The organism is Chitinispirillales bacterium ANBcel5, assembly GCA_029688955.1.
GTDB classification, from domain to species: domain Bacteria; phylum Fibrobacterota; class Chitinivibrionia; order Chitinivibrionales; family Chitinispirillaceae; genus Cellulosispirillum; species Cellulosispirillum alkaliphilum.
On record JARUKZ010000001.1, the window covers coordinates 30,669 to 47,568 of the forward strand.

At 40.5% G+C, this 16,900-nt stretch carries 10 protein-coding genes and 2 tRNA genes; 6 read left to right on the forward strand and 6 right to left on the reverse strand.

The genetic code is table 11. From position 1 onward, the window contains the following. Positions 1–74: 74 nt before the first annotated feature. Entirely contained in the window at positions 75–407 is a 333-nt protein-coding gene (locus tag QA601_00140) for a hypothetical protein (GenBank protein ID MDG5813476.1), read from the forward strand. 5 nt (positions 408–412) lie between these two features. Here QA601_00140 and QA601_00145 read toward each other — a convergent pair whose 3' ends face one another. The 6 genes from QA601_00145 to QA601_00170 form a co-directional block, all read right to left on the reverse strand. Beyond that, complete coding sequence (locus tag QA601_00145) at positions 413–1,582, reverse strand: glycosyltransferase family 4 protein (GenBank protein MDG5813477.1); 1,170 nt, start codon at positions 1,580–1,582, stop codon at positions 413–415. After that, positions 1,566–2,612, reverse strand: coding sequence for a glycosyltransferase (locus QA601_00150; protein ID MDG5813478.1), 1,047 nt, complete (start codon positions 2,610–2,612; stop codon positions 1,566–1,568). Before QA601_00150 ends, QA601_00145 begins: the two co-directional genes overlap by 17 nt. After that, positions 2,590–4,098 (reverse strand): O-antigen ligase family protein, encoded by a 1,509-nt coding sequence (locus QA601_00155; GenBank protein MDG5813479.1) that lies wholly within the window; start codon positions 4,096–4,098, stop codon positions 2,590–2,592. Before QA601_00155 ends, QA601_00150 begins: the two co-directional genes overlap by 23 nt. A 41-nt stretch (positions 4,099–4,139) precedes the next feature. Continuing rightward, positions 4,140–4,598: a chemotaxis protein CheX gene (locus tag QA601_00160; GenBank protein MDG5813480.1), complete on the reverse strand. Its 459-nt coding sequence runs from the start codon at positions 4,596–4,598 to the stop codon at positions 4,140–4,142. Positions 4,599–4,691: 93 nt separating this feature from the next. Further along, positions 4,692–6,647 (reverse strand): ATP-binding protein, encoded by a 1,956-nt coding sequence (locus QA601_00165; GenBank protein MDG5813481.1) that lies wholly within the window; start codon positions 6,645–6,647, stop codon positions 4,692–4,694. A gap of 42 nt (positions 6,648–6,689) precedes the next feature. Further along, positions 6,690–7,124, reverse strand: coding sequence for a response regulator (locus QA601_00170; GenBank protein ID MDG5813482.1), 435 nt, complete (start codon positions 7,122–7,124; stop codon positions 6,690–6,692). Positions 7,125–7,340: 216 nt separating this feature from the next. On the opposite strand from QA601_00170, the gene QA601_00175 reads away from it, so the two are divergent. The 5 genes from QA601_00175 (at position 7,341) to recD (ending at position 16,852) form a co-directional block, all read left to right on the forward strand. Next, a tRNA-Pro gene (locus tag QA601_00175) sits at positions 7,341–7,414 on the forward strand. A 14-nt stretch (positions 7,415–7,428) separates the two neighbouring features. Next, positions 7,429–7,502: transfer RNA gene (locus QA601_00180), tRNA-Arg, on the forward strand. Between the two features lie 177 nt (positions 7,503–7,679). Further along, positions 7,680–11,216, forward strand: a complete 3,537-nt coding sequence (locus tag QA601_00185; GenBank protein ID MDG5813483.1) for an exodeoxyribonuclease V subunit gamma — start codon at positions 7,680–7,682, stop codon at positions 11,214–11,216. After that, positions 11,217–14,777 (forward strand): UvrD-helicase domain-containing protein, encoded by a 3,561-nt coding sequence (locus tag QA601_00190; GenBank protein ID MDG5813484.1) that lies wholly within the window; start codon positions 11,217–11,219, stop codon positions 14,775–14,777. Then, entirely contained in the window at positions 14,774–16,852 is a 2,079-nt protein-coding gene (gene recD, locus QA601_00195) for an exodeoxyribonuclease V subunit alpha (GenBank protein ID MDG5813485.1), read from the forward strand. Before QA601_00190 ends, recD begins: the two co-directional genes overlap by 4 nt. Positions 16,853–16,900 lie beyond the last annotated feature (48 nt).

The window sequence follows — 16,900 nt, forward strand, 5'->3', positions numbered from 1 at the left end:
AATCAAAGCAATAAAATATCTTCCTTCAAAAACCGAATGAAATGGTACATTTTCACAGAAAAAGGATTGAAGCTATGAGTTATTCATTTGACCATGACAGATTCGTATCAAAGAATCGCTCTCTGGCATCGGCAGAGGAGATTAAGAAAAAAGATGAATTTATGGAAAAAAAGGGATACACCCAACTGAAACGTGATTCTGAAGGCTCCTGTTTTAACTGCAAGATGAAATCCACCTGTACTGAGTTCAAGGCAAAAAGAAGTGGACGTGCCTCGGGGGTGGTTTCATTTGGAGGTGATCAGAAATTTATTTGCAAGCGTTATATACCGGCTTCAAATGAACCTAAGACCATGAATAATAAACAAATAAAATCATTGTTGAAAAATGCAAAAAAAGGTTATAAGTAAAACGTTCACCTTAAAACCGGCCACCTTTTCTTTTCAGTGGTAATTGCAGTTGCCAGTATGGGTACCTGAATTTCACGGTTAAATAAGCCACGGCTTCTGATATATCCAGAATTGCCCATTCTGACTGCACTTTTGGGGTTTTGTAAAAAGTGCTCCATTGCCTTGCTAAAAGCGTCTGTATCACACTTTTTTACAAGCAATCCGGTGATCTTATGTTCCACGATCTCTTTGGTACCGCTGCAACTGAAAGCAACAACCGGAAGAGCGCACCCCTGAGCTTCAGCTACTGAGCGTCCAAATGGCTCTTCAATTGCGGCACTGCAAAAACAGTGATGCTTCTGCAAAATCGAAAAGGGGGAGCTTTGGTGTTCCAAAATAGTAACACTGTCCTCAATTCCATACCTTTTTACCTGATCAAACAGCTGCTGGCGATATGAGCTGTTCCAGTAGTATGTCCCACCCGCAATGGTGAGTTTAGGGTCCAAGGTGGTACTTCTGCATTTAAGTTTATAGAACGCATCAATGAGCAGATGGCACCCTTTCCAGGGGACAACTCTTCCCAGATAAATAAATCCAAAAGGTTTTGGCTTTTTAGGTACTTGCCCCGCTATAAAAACACCATTATAGATTACCTTTGCTTTGTTTTTAACAGAATCTGGCAGAGCATTTTTTACCGAAGAAGAGATGGCAATGATTTCTGAATTTGTGTTTCTCAGAAAAATGGAATAAAGAAAATGGCTTACAGTTCCTTTTCTAAAGATCTCTCTTATATGGAATATTGATTTACCTTTATAACCAAGCACCTGAAGTAGAAAAAGTAAACAATGAGATTTGGCTATATTTGCGTGAATGCAGTCTGGTTTGATTTTAAAAATCAGTAGTTGTGTCTTAATTAAAAGAGAGATAAAAGATAATAGTGAGGGGAAATTTAATATGAGTGAAAGCAGGAGATTATCACGCTTAATTGCCTTAAGAGAAAAAAGAGTCGGTGCTACATGGCAAATAGCGCCCGCTTCTTTTGCTTTTTCTGTTAAGTAACCCTTTTCAGTGGTTATTAAATGCACCAAATGCTCTTTAGATGTTTCGCAAAGGATATCTGCCAATGAATATTCTGCACCACCGGGAAATTTGGACCAGTGACTTAAAAAAAGAATAGTTTTATTCTTCCCAAACATAGTATCTCCTGAGATGTTTTTCAGCTGAATTGATATAATGGTTTCTTATGGCGGGATTATTTCCCAGGACTTCTATTGCATCGACAAGTGAGCAGATGTTTTTGGGGTCAAACAGTCTGGCGCAATTGTCATAATCTACAACTTCAGGTATTCCTCCTGAGGAGCTGGCTATTATTGCCGTTTTGTAGGCCATAGCTTCAAGCAGCACAATACCAAAACCCTCTGTGCCACTTGTACTCTCTCTTGAAGACAGAATAAATATATCTGCCAGAAGGTATTCTTTCTGGAGTTCTTTATCTGAAAGGTTGGTTTTTAGTTCTACGGTTTGAACCAGTTTAGGATGGGCTATTTTTTTTTGAAGTTTTTCTTTTTCCGGGCCGTTTCCGGCGATGGTTAACTTAAAATTTTGATTCAGGTCTACCCTTTTGAATGCATCTAAAAGCAAATCGTGTCCTTTATGTTCAACCAATCTACCAACACTTAAAAAGTGTAACATTTCACTACTTTTTTTGGTAACTACGTTTTTTGGTATAACTATCTTTGGTGGCTTAAAGGTTACCTGTTTTTGGATACCAAACTGTTTAAGCAAAGAAAATGAATAGTGTCCAAGAGTGTAAACTGTACCTGCCTTTTTTAGTATCAAAAGAAAAAGCAGAGTGCGGATATATTTTCCTTTCAAAGAAACAAGTTCTGTACCGAAGGTATAAACGTTGTAATCAAGTCTCAGAAAAAAAGGAAGGAGTGCCGAGTAGATGTTGCCACATTCGATAGTTATATTTTTTTTACCGAAAAGGATAAGTTTTAATACAGGGAAAAAAAAGCTCAACAGGGCTGTCTTTTTAAACAGAGTAATGGCAGGATTATTAAAATTTCTTACAGTACAGGGAAAGCCTGTCAAAAACTTTGAACGTACAGAAGTCGCTGTAAAGACCAGGTCATTAGAGGTGTAAGAATGGCGAACTATATCTGCCAGATAACGTTGAATGCCACCATATTCTGGTTCAAAATCAAGAGTTAACAGAAGTTTCAATATTTGACCTCCTGTACTTACAAACTATGGCAAGTTTAATTAAAACTCCGTTCCAGAACCAAAAATAGGTGTCACCGGGAAAACTATGAATATGTGTTCCTGTTAAGTTTATTAAAGCGAATGTTATATTAAAGGTAGTAATGACTTTAGCCAAAAGTTTGGTTTTATTATTGTCGGAGTTGTCGAAAAGATTCAGGCCGGTTTTTATAAATAGTAAGACTAACAAAGTAATAAAGATCATTCCCGGGTAACCAAATTCTGCCAGATAGGTAATGTAAAGTGAATCTGCGTTTAGTGAACCGGTTCCTCTTCCTAAAATTGCATAATAAGGTGTAGCTGAAATGGCAAATAGTTCCTTCCACAGTGATAGCCGGTGCTGAACTGAGTTTTCGCTAAACGGATCTGTTATTGCAGAAACTCGGTCAAATACAAGAAGCTGAATAAGCTCATCCTCAGTGTCATCTGTGATAAATACAGGTTGGTTGTATACTGTTTGGTGGTTTTGGATTTTCGATTCAAGGAATTGTAGTAGTATAACACTGAAAATTATTACAGAAACAAGCAGAATTCTTTTATGAGTACTTTTTGCGGGTAGAAGTACAAACCATACAAAAAGGGAGATGCCTAAACCGGCCCAATTGGAACGGACAGAGGTGATTATGATACCATAGGAAAAAAAACACAGTAAAACTAAAGAAAAGAGTTTACGTGAAAAAGATGAATGAAATGTCAGGAAAAGAACACCTAATAAGGAAAGCTGGAGGTAATCAGCAAATGCCGCAGGTGATTGGAAAAAAGAGAACGGTCTGGCATGTCCGGCTATAAAAAGCGATCTGAAAGAGATTTGTGAAAACCATATTTTCTCAGCTTCGGAGTAACCGAAATAGAGTTGTTTAAGTCCGTAAAGACAAGCAATAATACCTACAATAACAGTAACAGCCCATAGGTTTTTATGCATTTTGAAGTTTTCTCCAAATGCAATACCGGCAAAAAACAATAGAACCTGTGGAGCATAGAATCTTAAATTTACTATGCCATCAAATCCTGAAGAGTTAAAAATGAAGGCACGAGCAATTACATATAAGAAATAAAGGAAGATAATTATACAATATCTCTGAATTTCTCTGTAGGATTTTTGTCGTTTGTACAAAGAGAAAAACAGCGCGGCGAAGACATACATTGAAAGTATATCCCCAAAAACTATAAGTGGATCCAGAGCCGGACGGTCGTAGATCAGATAATAAAGCCTTCTAAAGTGAGGAATAAGGGGAAGAGAACAAAACAAAAGATAGATGCCACAACGTGGAAATTTTAGAATCGGGTAAAAAAGAATAGCAGAAAAGATTACTACAGCTTCAAGCTGAACTGGGACTAAAGCAAGTCTGTAGGCAAGAAAATGACCAAGACAGATGATTACTATGTACAAAAGAGCAGAGAATTGTTTTGGCTTCGTCTCCTGTTGTGGATAGAGAAAAAGGGAGCCCATAGGTTACCCAAAACCTTCATAAAAGTAAAAGTACACAGGTATTAAGGGGTTTTTAGTGAAATTTCCATCGCAAATTCCCCTAAGCTGGATTTAAACGGTACCATTAAAGTTGGCACACCTCTTTGGGATGCTACTTTGTGATCTTTACCAATAACCACTTTGGGTAACGATATTGAAAGATCGTATTGGGTTAAATGTTTCTTGGCATTGCCTGCCACAATATTTGCAAGCTCACCAATACCATCAGTTACTTCTTCTCCGATAATTTTCACCTCTACACCCAGTAGAGCTGTAATGACCTTAAGAGCCACAATTTTAGGGAAGCTTAGGCATATAGATCCCTGAGCCTCACCAGAGAGTCCGATGATCCCTGAAATATCATAAGAGTATACAGTACTGTTTTTAAGCGCAACTTTGCCTGGTTCGATATCACTGTTTAACATCTTTTTAAATGTCTCTATGGTAGACATGATGAATGGGTTAATGTAAGAAACATTCATTATCCTGCTCCGGGAGCTAAGTTTAACAGACCAGCTTTTTAGTTTAGAGTAATCATACCATGCATTTGATCTGTTTGCAAGAGAATTGAGAGATTAATGTTTTACCGGAAGAGTAAAATAAACAGCGGTTCCTTTTCCCGGACCGGGAGATTCGGTTTTTATCCATCCACCATGAGTGGAAACGATGCTTTTGGCCAGTGCAAGTCCAACTCCCGTTCCTTCTGAAGCTGGATCAAGCTTGTGAAATATTCCAAACACTCTATCGTGATATTTGGGCTCTATTCCTATCCCGTTATCTTTAACATAGAAAACCGCTTCCTTTGGAGTTTCAAACCAGCCCACTTTTATGTACGGATTCTGCTGGTCGCCCATGAATTTAATTGAATTTTCAATCAAATTTTCAACCAGCTCAAACAACTCTATCCGATTACCGTGAACTACTGGCATGTTGGTATCAATCTGAAGTATTATTTTTCTCTCGGACAAAGGCTTTTCAAAACGTTGTGCGACTTCAGACACAAGTTTTGAAAAAGGAACATCTTCAGGTTCTCCCGGGTGACGACCTACGCGGGTAAGCTCTATTAAACCTTCAAGGAGACGGCGCATGGTATCGGTGGCTGAACGAATAAAGGTAATGTCTCTGTACAGTCCCCCCAGATCTCCTTCCCTGGCTTCCTTTTCCAGGTAGCCTAAAAATCCCCTAATCGTAATCAATGGAGTTTTTAGTTCGTGAGAAATGGTATAAGCAAAACGTTCCAGTTCAGCGTTTTTAGTTTCAAGCTCCTTAATAAGTTTTTCACGTTCTTCAAGAGCATTTTTTAACTCCGTAACATCTGCAGCAATGCCTTCAATAGCGTGCGGTTGCCCATCTTTTTTTATAACTACTACCCGCAGATGAACCCAGCGACTCTCAGATGATTTACCTATGATTCTAAACTCATAGAGAGGCTCTGCATCTCCCTGCATTAACCTTAGCCACCTGTCTTTGAAGTAATCTCTCCATTCCGGGGCAATGATGCTGATCATAATCCCGGGGTTTTTATAAAATTCTTGGTGGTGAAATCCAGTTAAGTTAAATCCTGCAGGGCTGACGTAATCAAATTTTCGCTGAGGAATAGAGAAACGAAAAATCATATCTCTGGCATTTTCTGTCAGGCGCTTATACCGATCTTCTGTTGCTTGCATAAGCCTTCTGCTTGCCATTGTTCGTGCCACAGAAATGAAAGCAAAAAATAGTAGTGTGGAAGAAAGAATAGCCATTACCAAACTTAGAGCATAACGGTTGCGGTTTTCTCTGTGAAGTCTTCGTATATCACCGGTAATAGGCTGCTCTACCAAAAGTGTTATCTCTCTGCCTAAAATGTGCATGGATGTAGAAGAAGCGATTGTTTGGTCCCCGGGAGTTCTGGTAGCTAATTCATTTCTATAGACCAGAATCTCTTCCATAAAAAAGGAAACGCGCTTAGTTGCAGGGGCGGTTATCTCTATGGTCTGAGCGATAATGTCCTCCAGATAAATTATAGCAGCAACACTACCACTCTGTCCCTCTGATCTAAATGGGACGATAAGGGCAAGAATAAATACTTCCTCGGGAGATTCTAACGGGGGGCTGAGTAAGATGATAGAATCCTGCGCAGCTCTTCTAAGCTGTGCAGGAGGGAGAAGAAACTGCAAAGTGTTTTGTTCTGGTATTGTAATTATAGCTTCCCCAAGTGAATCATAAAGTCCTATGCTTTCATAAATTGGCTCTCTGCTAATAATTCCCGAAGCGTCTCTTATAAAAATAGCAGAAGGTAGTTGAGGGTAGGCATCTTCGGTTACCATCGTGAGATGTGAAAGGTCTTTTGTTCGTTCAAAAAAAAAGAGCTCCAGTCGGGTAAATATTTGCTCAGCGGTGTGAATCGTACGCTCTTCAGCCATTTCGTTGATTACGCGACAGGCTTCTTTAAATGTGGTGTGGATCACCAGAATGAGTATAATAAGCAGTATAAGGGGAATAAACCAGGTTAATGGCTGTAGACTTGGGGAGATAAACTTCTTTAGAGACACACCGTTACTCCTTAAGTCTTCAGTTTAAGAAAGAGGGACTGTTTAGAGTGGAGTAATATTCCATCTTATCCAGTATTGGACCGTATCGATAATCTGTTGCCTGAACTGGGAAAAGTCTATGTGTTTGACCAGATAGCTGTTGGCATGGTAGTAGTAGGCACGCAGTATATCCGGTTCAGCCATAGAGCTTGTAAGTACAACTATCGGTATATCACTTATGTCTTCGTTCCTTTTCACTTCTTTTAGCACATCAATGCCATCCATCTTTGGAAGCCGTAGGTCCAAGAGTACTAATTTGGGTTTAATATTGGGATTGGTTTCGGTATAACTGGTTTTCAGTAAGTATTCGAGGGCCTCCTCACCGTCTAAAACATGAACCATCTCTGCATTTATATCTGATTGGGAAATTCCACGCTTCACCAGCAATGCGTGGCTTTCGTTATCTTCAACCAGGAGTATTATCGACTTATCCTCCACAAATAAACGCCCCTCTTATGCTTTTACAGTAAGCTGATTATATACGCTATAAAGGAGGAAGAGCAAAAAATCTGCCAAAAGGGGTGATAAATTTGTCCCTGGCTGACCTCATTGATTTTAAAATTTTTTTGAATAGATTAGTGCTTTTTTTACAGAAATATTAAATAACTGTTTCTTTTTGATGCGAAAAGAACTATTTTTGGTTTGCATTTTTAACGGGGTGTAGCGCAGTCTGGTAGCGCACTTGGTTTGGGACCAAGGTGTCGGGGGTTCAAATCCCTCCACCCCGATTGAAAAATCGCTTGCGCCCTTAGCTCAGTTGGATAGAGCAACGGATTTCTAATCCGTAGGCCGCAGGTTCGAATCCTGCAGGGCGTGTTTTCCTCAAGCCCAAAAACCTTCTATCCTATATTCTAAATTGGTAACACTACTGGCTCCTGTTTTTATCGTGTATACTACCCCCGGTTCTTTATTATCTTTATTCTATGTCTTTGCTTATATGTAGTTTATGGATCGAAAGAGTAGTATAGTTCACCTTTGCGGAGTTTCACATTTTTGCCAATACATCTGTTTTTCTCTAATCATACAGAAGTGCTTATGGATCAGTTCCATGAGCTTGTACATGAGCAATGGATCGATCCTTTAAACCCACCCTCAGTTATCATTCAGAATAGGTTGATTGAAAAATGGCTGAAGCTTGAGATGGCATACCGTGATGGTATTACTGCTGGTCTGCGGGGCAGTTATCTTGAGCAATGGCTATGGGATATCGTGGCTCAACCAGAGGAGCATATGATAAAGCCAGAGGATCTTCAGTTGGCTATTATGGATGTATTTAATGATGAATCCGATCAGACCGGTTTGGGTGATGAGGTGTTTGAGCCGCTTAGAAACTATTTAGACACTCAGGACAAAGCCGCCCGGGCCCGCAGATCTATCCAGCTTAGCTTGCGGCTTGCAACTTTGTTTTTGGAATATCAGATAAACAGGCCCCTTATAGTGCAAAACGGAGAGATTGTAAGCTATGGATGGGGGATACTTGATGAAAACAACAAGATGTATCACCCTAAACTTTTTTCTCAGCACATTCGAGTAAAGGAGAGAAAAGAACAGGCCAGTAACTATGAAGCATGGCAGACGGCTCTTTTTGAAAAAGCACGTCCCCGATTACCTGAAAACTATTATACGCTTCCGGAGATATGGCTTAAGAGGTGGGATTTGGTAGCTGTAGCGGAGCAGGTAAAAGCGTTACAGGGGCAGGGCCCTGTGCTTTTTGGTACCAGTGGGCTTAGTCTGTTTCATCGCCATTGTCTTGTTCAACTTGCAGATACCAGAAGCTGGGGTGCTTCACTTGACATACCTGTGTTTCTGCTCAATCCCTGCGCCGAATTCTGGGAGGACGTTGAGAGTGACAGAGAACGTGTACGACGCAAGCGAAGAGAAAAAAAGAACAAGCATGCTGCTAAAAAGGTCTTTGAGGCTAAATGGGAAACGATAGCTCAAAGTGAACCCGGTGAGCTTTGGGGAAGTGATACCGATGACAATCGCCTCCTTCAGCTGTGGGGGCAGTCGGGGCGGGATAATATTGCACTGTGGTGCCAGGCGGCAGAGTATGATATTGACTTTAGAGCTATAGAGGCTGAACCTGTTTCAAAAAGCGTGCTTCATGCGGTTCAGGATGCACTGCTTTTCAGAACTACTCAAATCCGGTGTGACTACAGCGCCGATAACTCACTTTCTATTATGGCCATACCGGGTATTCGCCGTGAAGTAGAAGCTGTCAGAGAGAAAATTCTTTATCTTCTTGCAAACGATTCTTCAGTAAGGCTGCATGAAATAGCGGTATTTTGTCCTGATCCGGAAAAATACAGAACTGCATTTTACGAGATATTTAGCACTGTTGCCCCCCATGAGGGACACTATATTCCCTTTGAGTTTACCGAGGATACTGCAGGGGTCAGCCTTTTCAGTGCAGCCATTAAGGACATTTTTACTCTCACTGATCTACAGTTTACACGTGCTCAGGTCTTTTCATTCCTTAGGAATCCTTTGGTGCAGAACGCAAAAGGTATATCTTCTGCTCAGGTGGAAAAGTGGGAAAAATGGGCTGATAGTCTAAATGTATACAGAGGATGGGATGTAAAATGGCGGGAATGGTGTGGCGAAGTAAATCCGGTCAGACAGCATACATGGTGGAGAGCCATCGAACGATTACTTCTGGGCAATTTAGTCGATGAAGAAGTCGCTGTGGAGAACGCCGATGAATCAGATATAGATGCATTGGTTTTGCCTTATTTGGACTTTGATAGTAAAGATGATGATGAGCTTATTGCATTTATATCGACATTAGAAGACCTTTTTGAATCGCTGAGATCGTTTGTTGAACATAACAGAGAAAACAAAAGGATGCTGGCTGAGTGGACCGAAGATATTAAAGATCTTTGGGATGAATGGATCGTAATACCGGCACAGAGTAGTACTCTGGAACGTGATTTCGCACCAGAATCAGTAGTTCGTACTGCGTTTTACGATATGCTTGAACTTTTTGCTAAACACCCGATGGGCTATAATTGGGAAGAGGTAAGACTGCTTATCGAAAGTCACCTTCAGGATGAACTGCCGGGAAGAATAAGTGCGCTTGGTGGCAAACTTATGGTTTGTACCCTTAGTGAAGCGCGCCCATTGCCATGGAAACATGTTTTTGTGCTTGGTATGCAGGCTGGAGAATTTCCTCCCAATGAACGGGAAGATCGACTGGATCTTAGATGGTGGAAACCTATTCCAGGGGATTCATCCCATAGGCGCACCATGCAGTATGCTTTTTTAGAACTTATTCACTGTGTAAGAGAAAGTCTAACGCTCAGCTATCAATGTGAAGATCTTTCTTCCGGGGCACAGCTTTTACCTTGTTCAACATTGCTGGAACTTCAGAGCTTTATAAATGAGTCGGTTCTCAAAAAAAACAGCTCAGAAAACGCTCTGGTTAAAAAAGTAACTCTACTTGCCGAAGAAGATAACGATCCGCTTGTACTACTAGAAGAAGTAAAAATATTAAAAGAGGCACAGAATGCTAAAATGTTGCCTGAAATTGAGCCTTTAGTTTGTTCAAATATGAAAACTTCTGCTAAAAATAATCATTCTGCAGACTGGAGTACTATGCGCTGGTTTCTTTTGAATCCGCTGGAATGTACTCTAAGAAAAAAACTAAAGCTTCTTAATGAAGATGAAAAAGATGCATTGCTTGTGACCGATGAACCGCTTTCATGGGATCATCTTGAGCGTTTTAATATTGTAAAAGAGTGGTTGTCACAGTTGATGAGTGATAGTTTGAGTGGTAATACCATATCTTCCTTTGGGAAGGATGAGTTAACCTCTGTTATGGACATGAGTTGGGAAAAAGTACTTAGGCAAATAACGATTGAAGGCAGGGGGATAGAAAAAGTATTGGGAGATATTTCCTGTGAAGCTATTCGTTCTCAGTTAAGTTTATATCAGCCTCCGTTTTTGGAGCTTTTTCGGGAATTTGATCATTGGAACGTAGATAGTAATTACTTTGAGGTTGGCAAGGAAGGTGTTCTTGAGGGTAAAACGCCGCTTTTTATCAGGTATTATAAAGAAGATGATGAAGCGATCGTTATCTGCATGCCTTCAGAGCTAAAGATTCGCCATAGGGTGGAGGGTTATTTACTTGCGCTTTGGAGGGCAATGAATGGCAAAAAAAGTACAAAGGTTATTTATATAGCGAAGGATTGTAAAAAACCACTAAAGTATGTTTATGATATGGAAATTGATGAGGCTGAGGAAATTGTATCATCTGTACTATCAGGTATTCATGATGATAGATGTTCTTTTCATATGCTACCAGTTGAAGCATTGGAGGGACTATTGGATAAAACTAACTGCAGCTGTAAGGATTGGAGCAGCAGTTCTATTCAAAAGTGGATAGATAACCAGTTGGAAAATTCTTTTACTCCTGAGTACCGTATACGTTTGGATGCTATGCAGCTTGTAAGGTGGCAGTATCCCCAAAATGTTGAAGACCTTGTTCTTCCTAGGCTCAAACATTTGTTATTCTCTTCTCCGGAGGCTTAGATGATCAATAGTGAACAAATACCAGTTTACCTTCAAATGATTCCGGAGAGTGCTTCAAGCTGGAAACATGGAGTGATTGAGGCAAGCGCGGGAACAGGAAAAACATATAATATAGAAAATTTGCTTATAGAGCTTCTTAAACTCCCGCCTGAAATGGTGCCCGGTGAGGAGAACCGGACTGAACGATTGAACCTTTCAGAAATTCTTGTTGTAACCTTTACTGAAAAAGCCACTGGTGAATTAAAAACCCGAATACGTGAAAAGATTGAATGTGAAATAGAGGCCCTCGATAAACGTCATAGGGCGCTGCACTCACATCTTCAGGACTGTTTGAACCGCTTTGACGAAGCTTCAATATTTACGATTCATGGATTTTGCAAAAAGTTCCTTGATAGTTTTGCTTTTGAAAGCAAATTGTCACTTGGACCAGAGCTTAGGGATGAGCATGAACTCGTTCTTCAGTTTACCAGAGATTGGATAAGAAAAGGGGGGCTTGAAAAGATTGATAAAACAATGGCTCAACGCCTTTTGGCAGGAGGGCCCGAAAAATTCATTACTACCCTGAATAATATAATGGTTCACACTGAGTGTAAAGAAGATGTACTACTTCCTTTTAGTGATCAGCTAGCTGCAGATTTAATAACTTTAGAGGTTCAGCTTCAATCGCATCTCCAACAATTAACGGATGAAGATAGAAGATGGTTCAAAGAAGCTGTTAAGCATGGGGTTATCACTACCGATGAAATAGTAAAAAAAACAGGAAAAGCAAAAACATACAAACTACCTTCGTCTCTTGAGCATTGTTTTAAGGCACTGGTTACGGCAAAGGCTCCAAAAGACATCCTGGCTTCATCATGTAATTTTGAAACGTTTAACCTCCATAAACAAAAAAAACTCTCCAAGGGAATACTAAAATATCTTCTCAAACGTTTCGGGGATCTGTTTCTATCTGTATATGCATTTGGTGTTAGCAATTATGTTGAATCTTGGCACAAGGTATTAAAAGACTGTCGCACCAAATACAGCGAATTTAAAACTTCAGGAAGTCTCATTACTTTTTCTGATATGATCCGTAAAATGAGGCAAGAACTTTCTTCCCGTAATTCACTTCTTCTACAAGCCCTTAGAGATAGATTTAAGTTTGGTATTATTGATGAATTTCAGGACACAAATGAAAATCAGTGGACTATATTTCGCAGAATATTTGTGGATGATCAACCGACTGTTCTAAAAAGAGTTCTTTATGTTGTAGGCGATAGAAAACAGAGTATCTACTCATTTCAGGGTGCTGATGTCCAAACGTGCCTCAAAGCAATGGAAGAGCTGTCTGGGGATGAAAGAAAGTGTATTGATAGAAATTACCGCTCAACACCTGCCATGATTTACAGCTATAATGAACTGTTTTCGAGTTCATGGTTTGTTCAGGAGAGATATAATCATGTGTTGCCGGGTAAAAATGATTCTCAGTTCCCCGCTCTCTTTAATAGTAAAACGGTGCCCTGGGGAGACGCACCTTTAGTACTCTTTGACCTCGGCTCTGAAAAAAGTAATGAACAAAAGAAAAAGAAATTGGTAGAACTTACCGTAGATACAATTAAAGACTTAGTTCAAAGCAAAGGTATAAAAGAGAGTGACATTTGTGTTCTTTTTGAGAAAAACAGCGAAATGCTTCCTGTATTGAATAGATTGAGAGAAGAAGGTGTCAGGGCTACTTTAGGTAGTGAAAAAGGCCTGTTTGAATCCATACAGTGCCTCAATGTGATTTGTCTACTACGATCAATAGCACAGCCTGAAAATGCTCAATGGTTTAAAAACGCGCTTATTACAGAATTCTTTTCGGTAGGTATCGAGAGGTTTTCCTCAGACAGCGATTGTTCGGGACAGGAGTGGAGTTTTTACCGCGATAAACTTCAAAAGTGGTTTCTACTTATGCGCAAATCACAATATGAGCAGCTTCTTCACAGCATAATACAAGATACAAATCTTTATGCACGAATAATAAATAGGGAAGATGGGCCAAAAGCGATATCTGCCTACAGACAAATCCTTACCTATACTCTTAAACAGCTGCGAAATGAAAACCTAACCTTCACCCAGACTGTTTCAAAACTATATCAGCTCTATAAAGGTGAGTTGAGTGAGAGTGAAGAGGAAGAGATGTTTTATCGGGAGACCAGCCTTTCGTCAGTTCAGCTTATGACTCTTCATAAAGCCAAAGGCCTTCAGTTTCCTGTAGTATTTTTATGCACCGGAATAGGCGGCCAGAGTAGATCATTAACAACCTGTCGCGTCCGGGATAAGGATAAGATGCGTTTGGCAATATCACCTCTTTCCGATGATCTGAAATCAAGGGTAAAGGAACAGGAAATTAATGAAAGACGGCGGTTGTGGTATGTAGGTTTAACTCGTGCCAGCCATCTTCAGTTTGCTCCTCACTGGAATCTTGAAAAAAAGAAAGAGTGCACTGCCGGATGGTTTCTTGATACCGCATTTGAGGAACTACTGAAACGCCAACAACAGGAGCAACCTCATACGCCCTGGGTAGCTTCTGTCACCAAAACTCAACCTGAGAATAAAGATGGAATACGCAAGGAAACTGAACCAGTGCAGGAGGAACTAAATCTATTTGATACCACGATACCCGAAGAGGAACTAGAGAGAAGAGGGGTGAATAATCGCAGAAGAATTCAAACATCTTATACTTCACTAGCGCACGGGTATACAAATTCAGGACATTTACTTTCTACATATGGAGGAAGGATCGAACCGGGGGATGAAAATAATGAAGTAATAGTATCGGCTAAGGAGAGAGAGGTGTTTTGGGAAAACAATTTGCCTCCGGGGGCAAAAACCGGTAACATACTTCACGCTGTATTCGAGCAGATAGATTTTGCTGTAGCAAGAGACAGCGCTTCTCCGGAGGAGATGTTAAATATAAGTGATACGGTATCAATTATTGACTATCAATTACAAAAGCAGCAGCTTGGGTCCAGTGATAAAACTGAACGGAGGTTTCAGGTAGCCCAAATAGTGTGGAACACTCTGAACGCTTCTGTACCTCTGGGTCAAGGTGAATCAATCAGGCTCGCTGATCTATCTCTCAATGAAAAAATATCGGAACTGGAATACTATTATACTTTTAATAGAAGAGGTGTCTCTTTTTGTAAGAATGAATCAGCAGGAACCGTTTTCGGTTTCATGGATCTGGTTTTCTTGTACAATAATAAATACTGGGTACTGGATTGGAAAAGTAACTTATTACCAGACTATGAAGAAGCAACTATTCATCAGGCTATGATAGATCAACAGTATACACTCCAGGCTGCGCTTTATGCTGGAGCTTTAAATCAGTATTTATTAACATTCAAAGGAAGTGAAAACTACTCTTTGGGTGGAGCAATCTATATGTTTTTAAGAGGGCCACAAGCGGGTAATTCTTCCGGGGTATGGGTAAGAGATTTCAGCTGGCTCCAAAGGGCTTGGGATGAAGCATTGGAGGAGTTTGGGAACAAAACTATTGGCGATCGTCTGGCTATGCTTGCAGGAGGTGAGAAAAGATGAAGGACGCTTCCTTTGCAGTAAAGTACCTTTGTGCACTGGTTCAGTCCGGTCAGCTTACCCCACTGGAAAGACGGCAGCTACGGTTCCTTTACCAGACCATTCATCCCGGTAAGTCATTTCCCAAAATTGAAAAAGACACCGTAGCCGAAGTAATGGTGTGCCAATCCCATTCAGAATGTCAGCTTGTAGCAGAGAGCATAGATGAACCACTGCTTCTTTTATTAACCCTTTTGTTTGCAGAACTTCATAATGGAAGTATAGTTTTACCTGCTTCAGACTACAATGAATTTATTGAAGCTGCTATGTCTTTTGCTAATGTTGCCATGAGTCACGAGGAAAGTGCTGTCTCCGGTATACTATCTGAGAATGAATGTTTACAATCGTTGAAGGCCCTTTATGAGCGAGTTAAAGAAATATCGTTTGATTTTGATAAAAAAGCATCTGTTCTTGTAAAAAGGCATGAAGGGTTCAGTTTTCAGCGCCTTTTTAGAGCAGAGGAAAAAATAAAACAAAACTTAACAGTCAGGCTAAGTGGGCAAAATGAATCATTTACTCCAGGTCAAATTATCGAAACCTTTGCATCTTTAGATCTCCCTGCTTCGCTTCATTATCGCCAGGCTGCAGCTGTTTTTTTATGTTGCTATAAGGATACTGTAATTATATCTGGCGGCCCGGGCACAGGTAAAACAACCGTTGTTCTTGCAGTAATACGAACTCTTTTACGATTAGATAAAACTCTTGGTGTAAACAGTATCGCTCTCTCTGCTCCTACCGGACGGGCTGCAGCAAGGCTTCAGGAGAGTATTTTGCAGGGCTTGGTGAGTTTCTCAGACGACCAAAGCCCCGAACATCAGTGTAAAAACATAAAATCAACAACCTTGCATAGACTTTTGGGCTATGATGGAAGCAAGGGGAGGAATAAATATAACAGAGATAATCCTCTACCTTATGCTCTTGTTGTCGTGGATGAAGTAAGTATGATTGACGTGCACCTTTTTGCAAGCCTGCTTGAGGCTTTGGCTCCAGGAACCAAATTGGTGCTTCTGGGTGATAGAAATCAATTGCCGAGTGTTGATGCTGGGGCTATACTTGGTGACCTCACCAGCAATTTTTACCTCCGATCGCAGGGCACTTTTACCGACGAAATGGTCTCCTGTGCAAAGGAGCTGATGTCGCTTTCTAACAGCCATGTCTCTCCTTTAAATGAAACCGAAAATTTTGAACACCTTAAGTGTGAAGAGAACCATCAATCTTTGCTTGAAGACCACGTGGTGATCCTTACCAGGTCGTACCGTTTTAGAAAAAATATTGCCAAGGCATCTGAAACCCTCCTCAATGGAGTATCAACCTTAGAGCTGAAAAGGTATGGTAATCCCCTAATAGAAGACCTAGATACTGGTAATATCTCTGAAGATGGTATTGTCGCAGCTGTGAGTAAAGAATATTCCTGGGAGGATACCCTTGAACATTGGAGCGAGTTGCTTTTTCCAAAGCAGTGGTTTATAATGGCTCAGGATTTGGGAAATGAAATAGGGGATATTTGTGAAGAGTATATACCATTAGCCAGGCAATTGATTGAAGGACTGGGAAAAGGCAGAATTTTATGTCCGCTCAGGAGCGGAGCATGCGGCGTTGAAGAGACAAATGCTTACCTTCAAAAAAAACATTCCGCTTCATCGGTTTTGGCTTTATATAGTGGAATGCCCATTATGATACGGTCTAATGATTACAGTTTGGGCATCTATAATGGGGATGTTGGTGTTATAGTAGGGAAACATAACCAGAATATGAGAGCGCTCTTTTTCATTGATAACACCTATCGTTTGCTGCCTGTAGAGATGCTGCCTGATTTTGAGGCAGCGTATGCTATAACCATTCACAAATCACAGGGAAGTGAATTTACACGCATTTTAGTGGGGCTTCCTCAAAGGGATAACGTGCTTATTACTAGAGAGTTGCTTTTTACTGCTATTACCCGATGCAAAACGATGTGTGAGATATTCAATTGGGAAAGGTGTTGGGTGAGTGCGGCTATGAGCAGGGCAATACGGAGAAGGAGCGGGTTGAGGGTCTGAAAATTAGGTACGGACTAACTTTTACATTTTCTGGACAGTCCTACATTA

Bases quoted from the DNA above. Each gene is read 5' to 3' on its own strand.
- QA601_00190 (MDG5813484.1), top strand. From the start codon at position 11,217: ATGATCAATAGTGAACAAATACCAGTTTACCTTCAAATGATTCCGGAG.
- recD (MDG5813485.1), top strand. From the start codon at position 14,774: ATGAAGGACGCTTCCTTTGCAGTAAAGTACCTTTGTGCACTGGTTCAG.
- QA601_00155 (MDG5813479.1), bottom strand. From the start codon at position 4,098: ATGGGCTCCCTTTTTCTCTATCCACAACAGGAGACGAAGCCAAAACAA.
- QA601_00145 (MDG5813477.1), bottom strand. From the start codon at position 1,582: ATGTTTGGGAAGAATAAAACTATTCTTTTTTTAAGTCACTGGTCCAAA.
- QA601_00140 (MDG5813476.1), top strand. From the start codon at position 75: ATGAGTTATTCATTTGACCATGACAGATTCGTATCAAAGAATCGCTCT.
- QA601_00160 (MDG5813480.1), bottom strand. From the start codon at position 4,598: ATGAATGTTTCTTACATTAACCCATTCATCATGTCTACCATAGAGACA.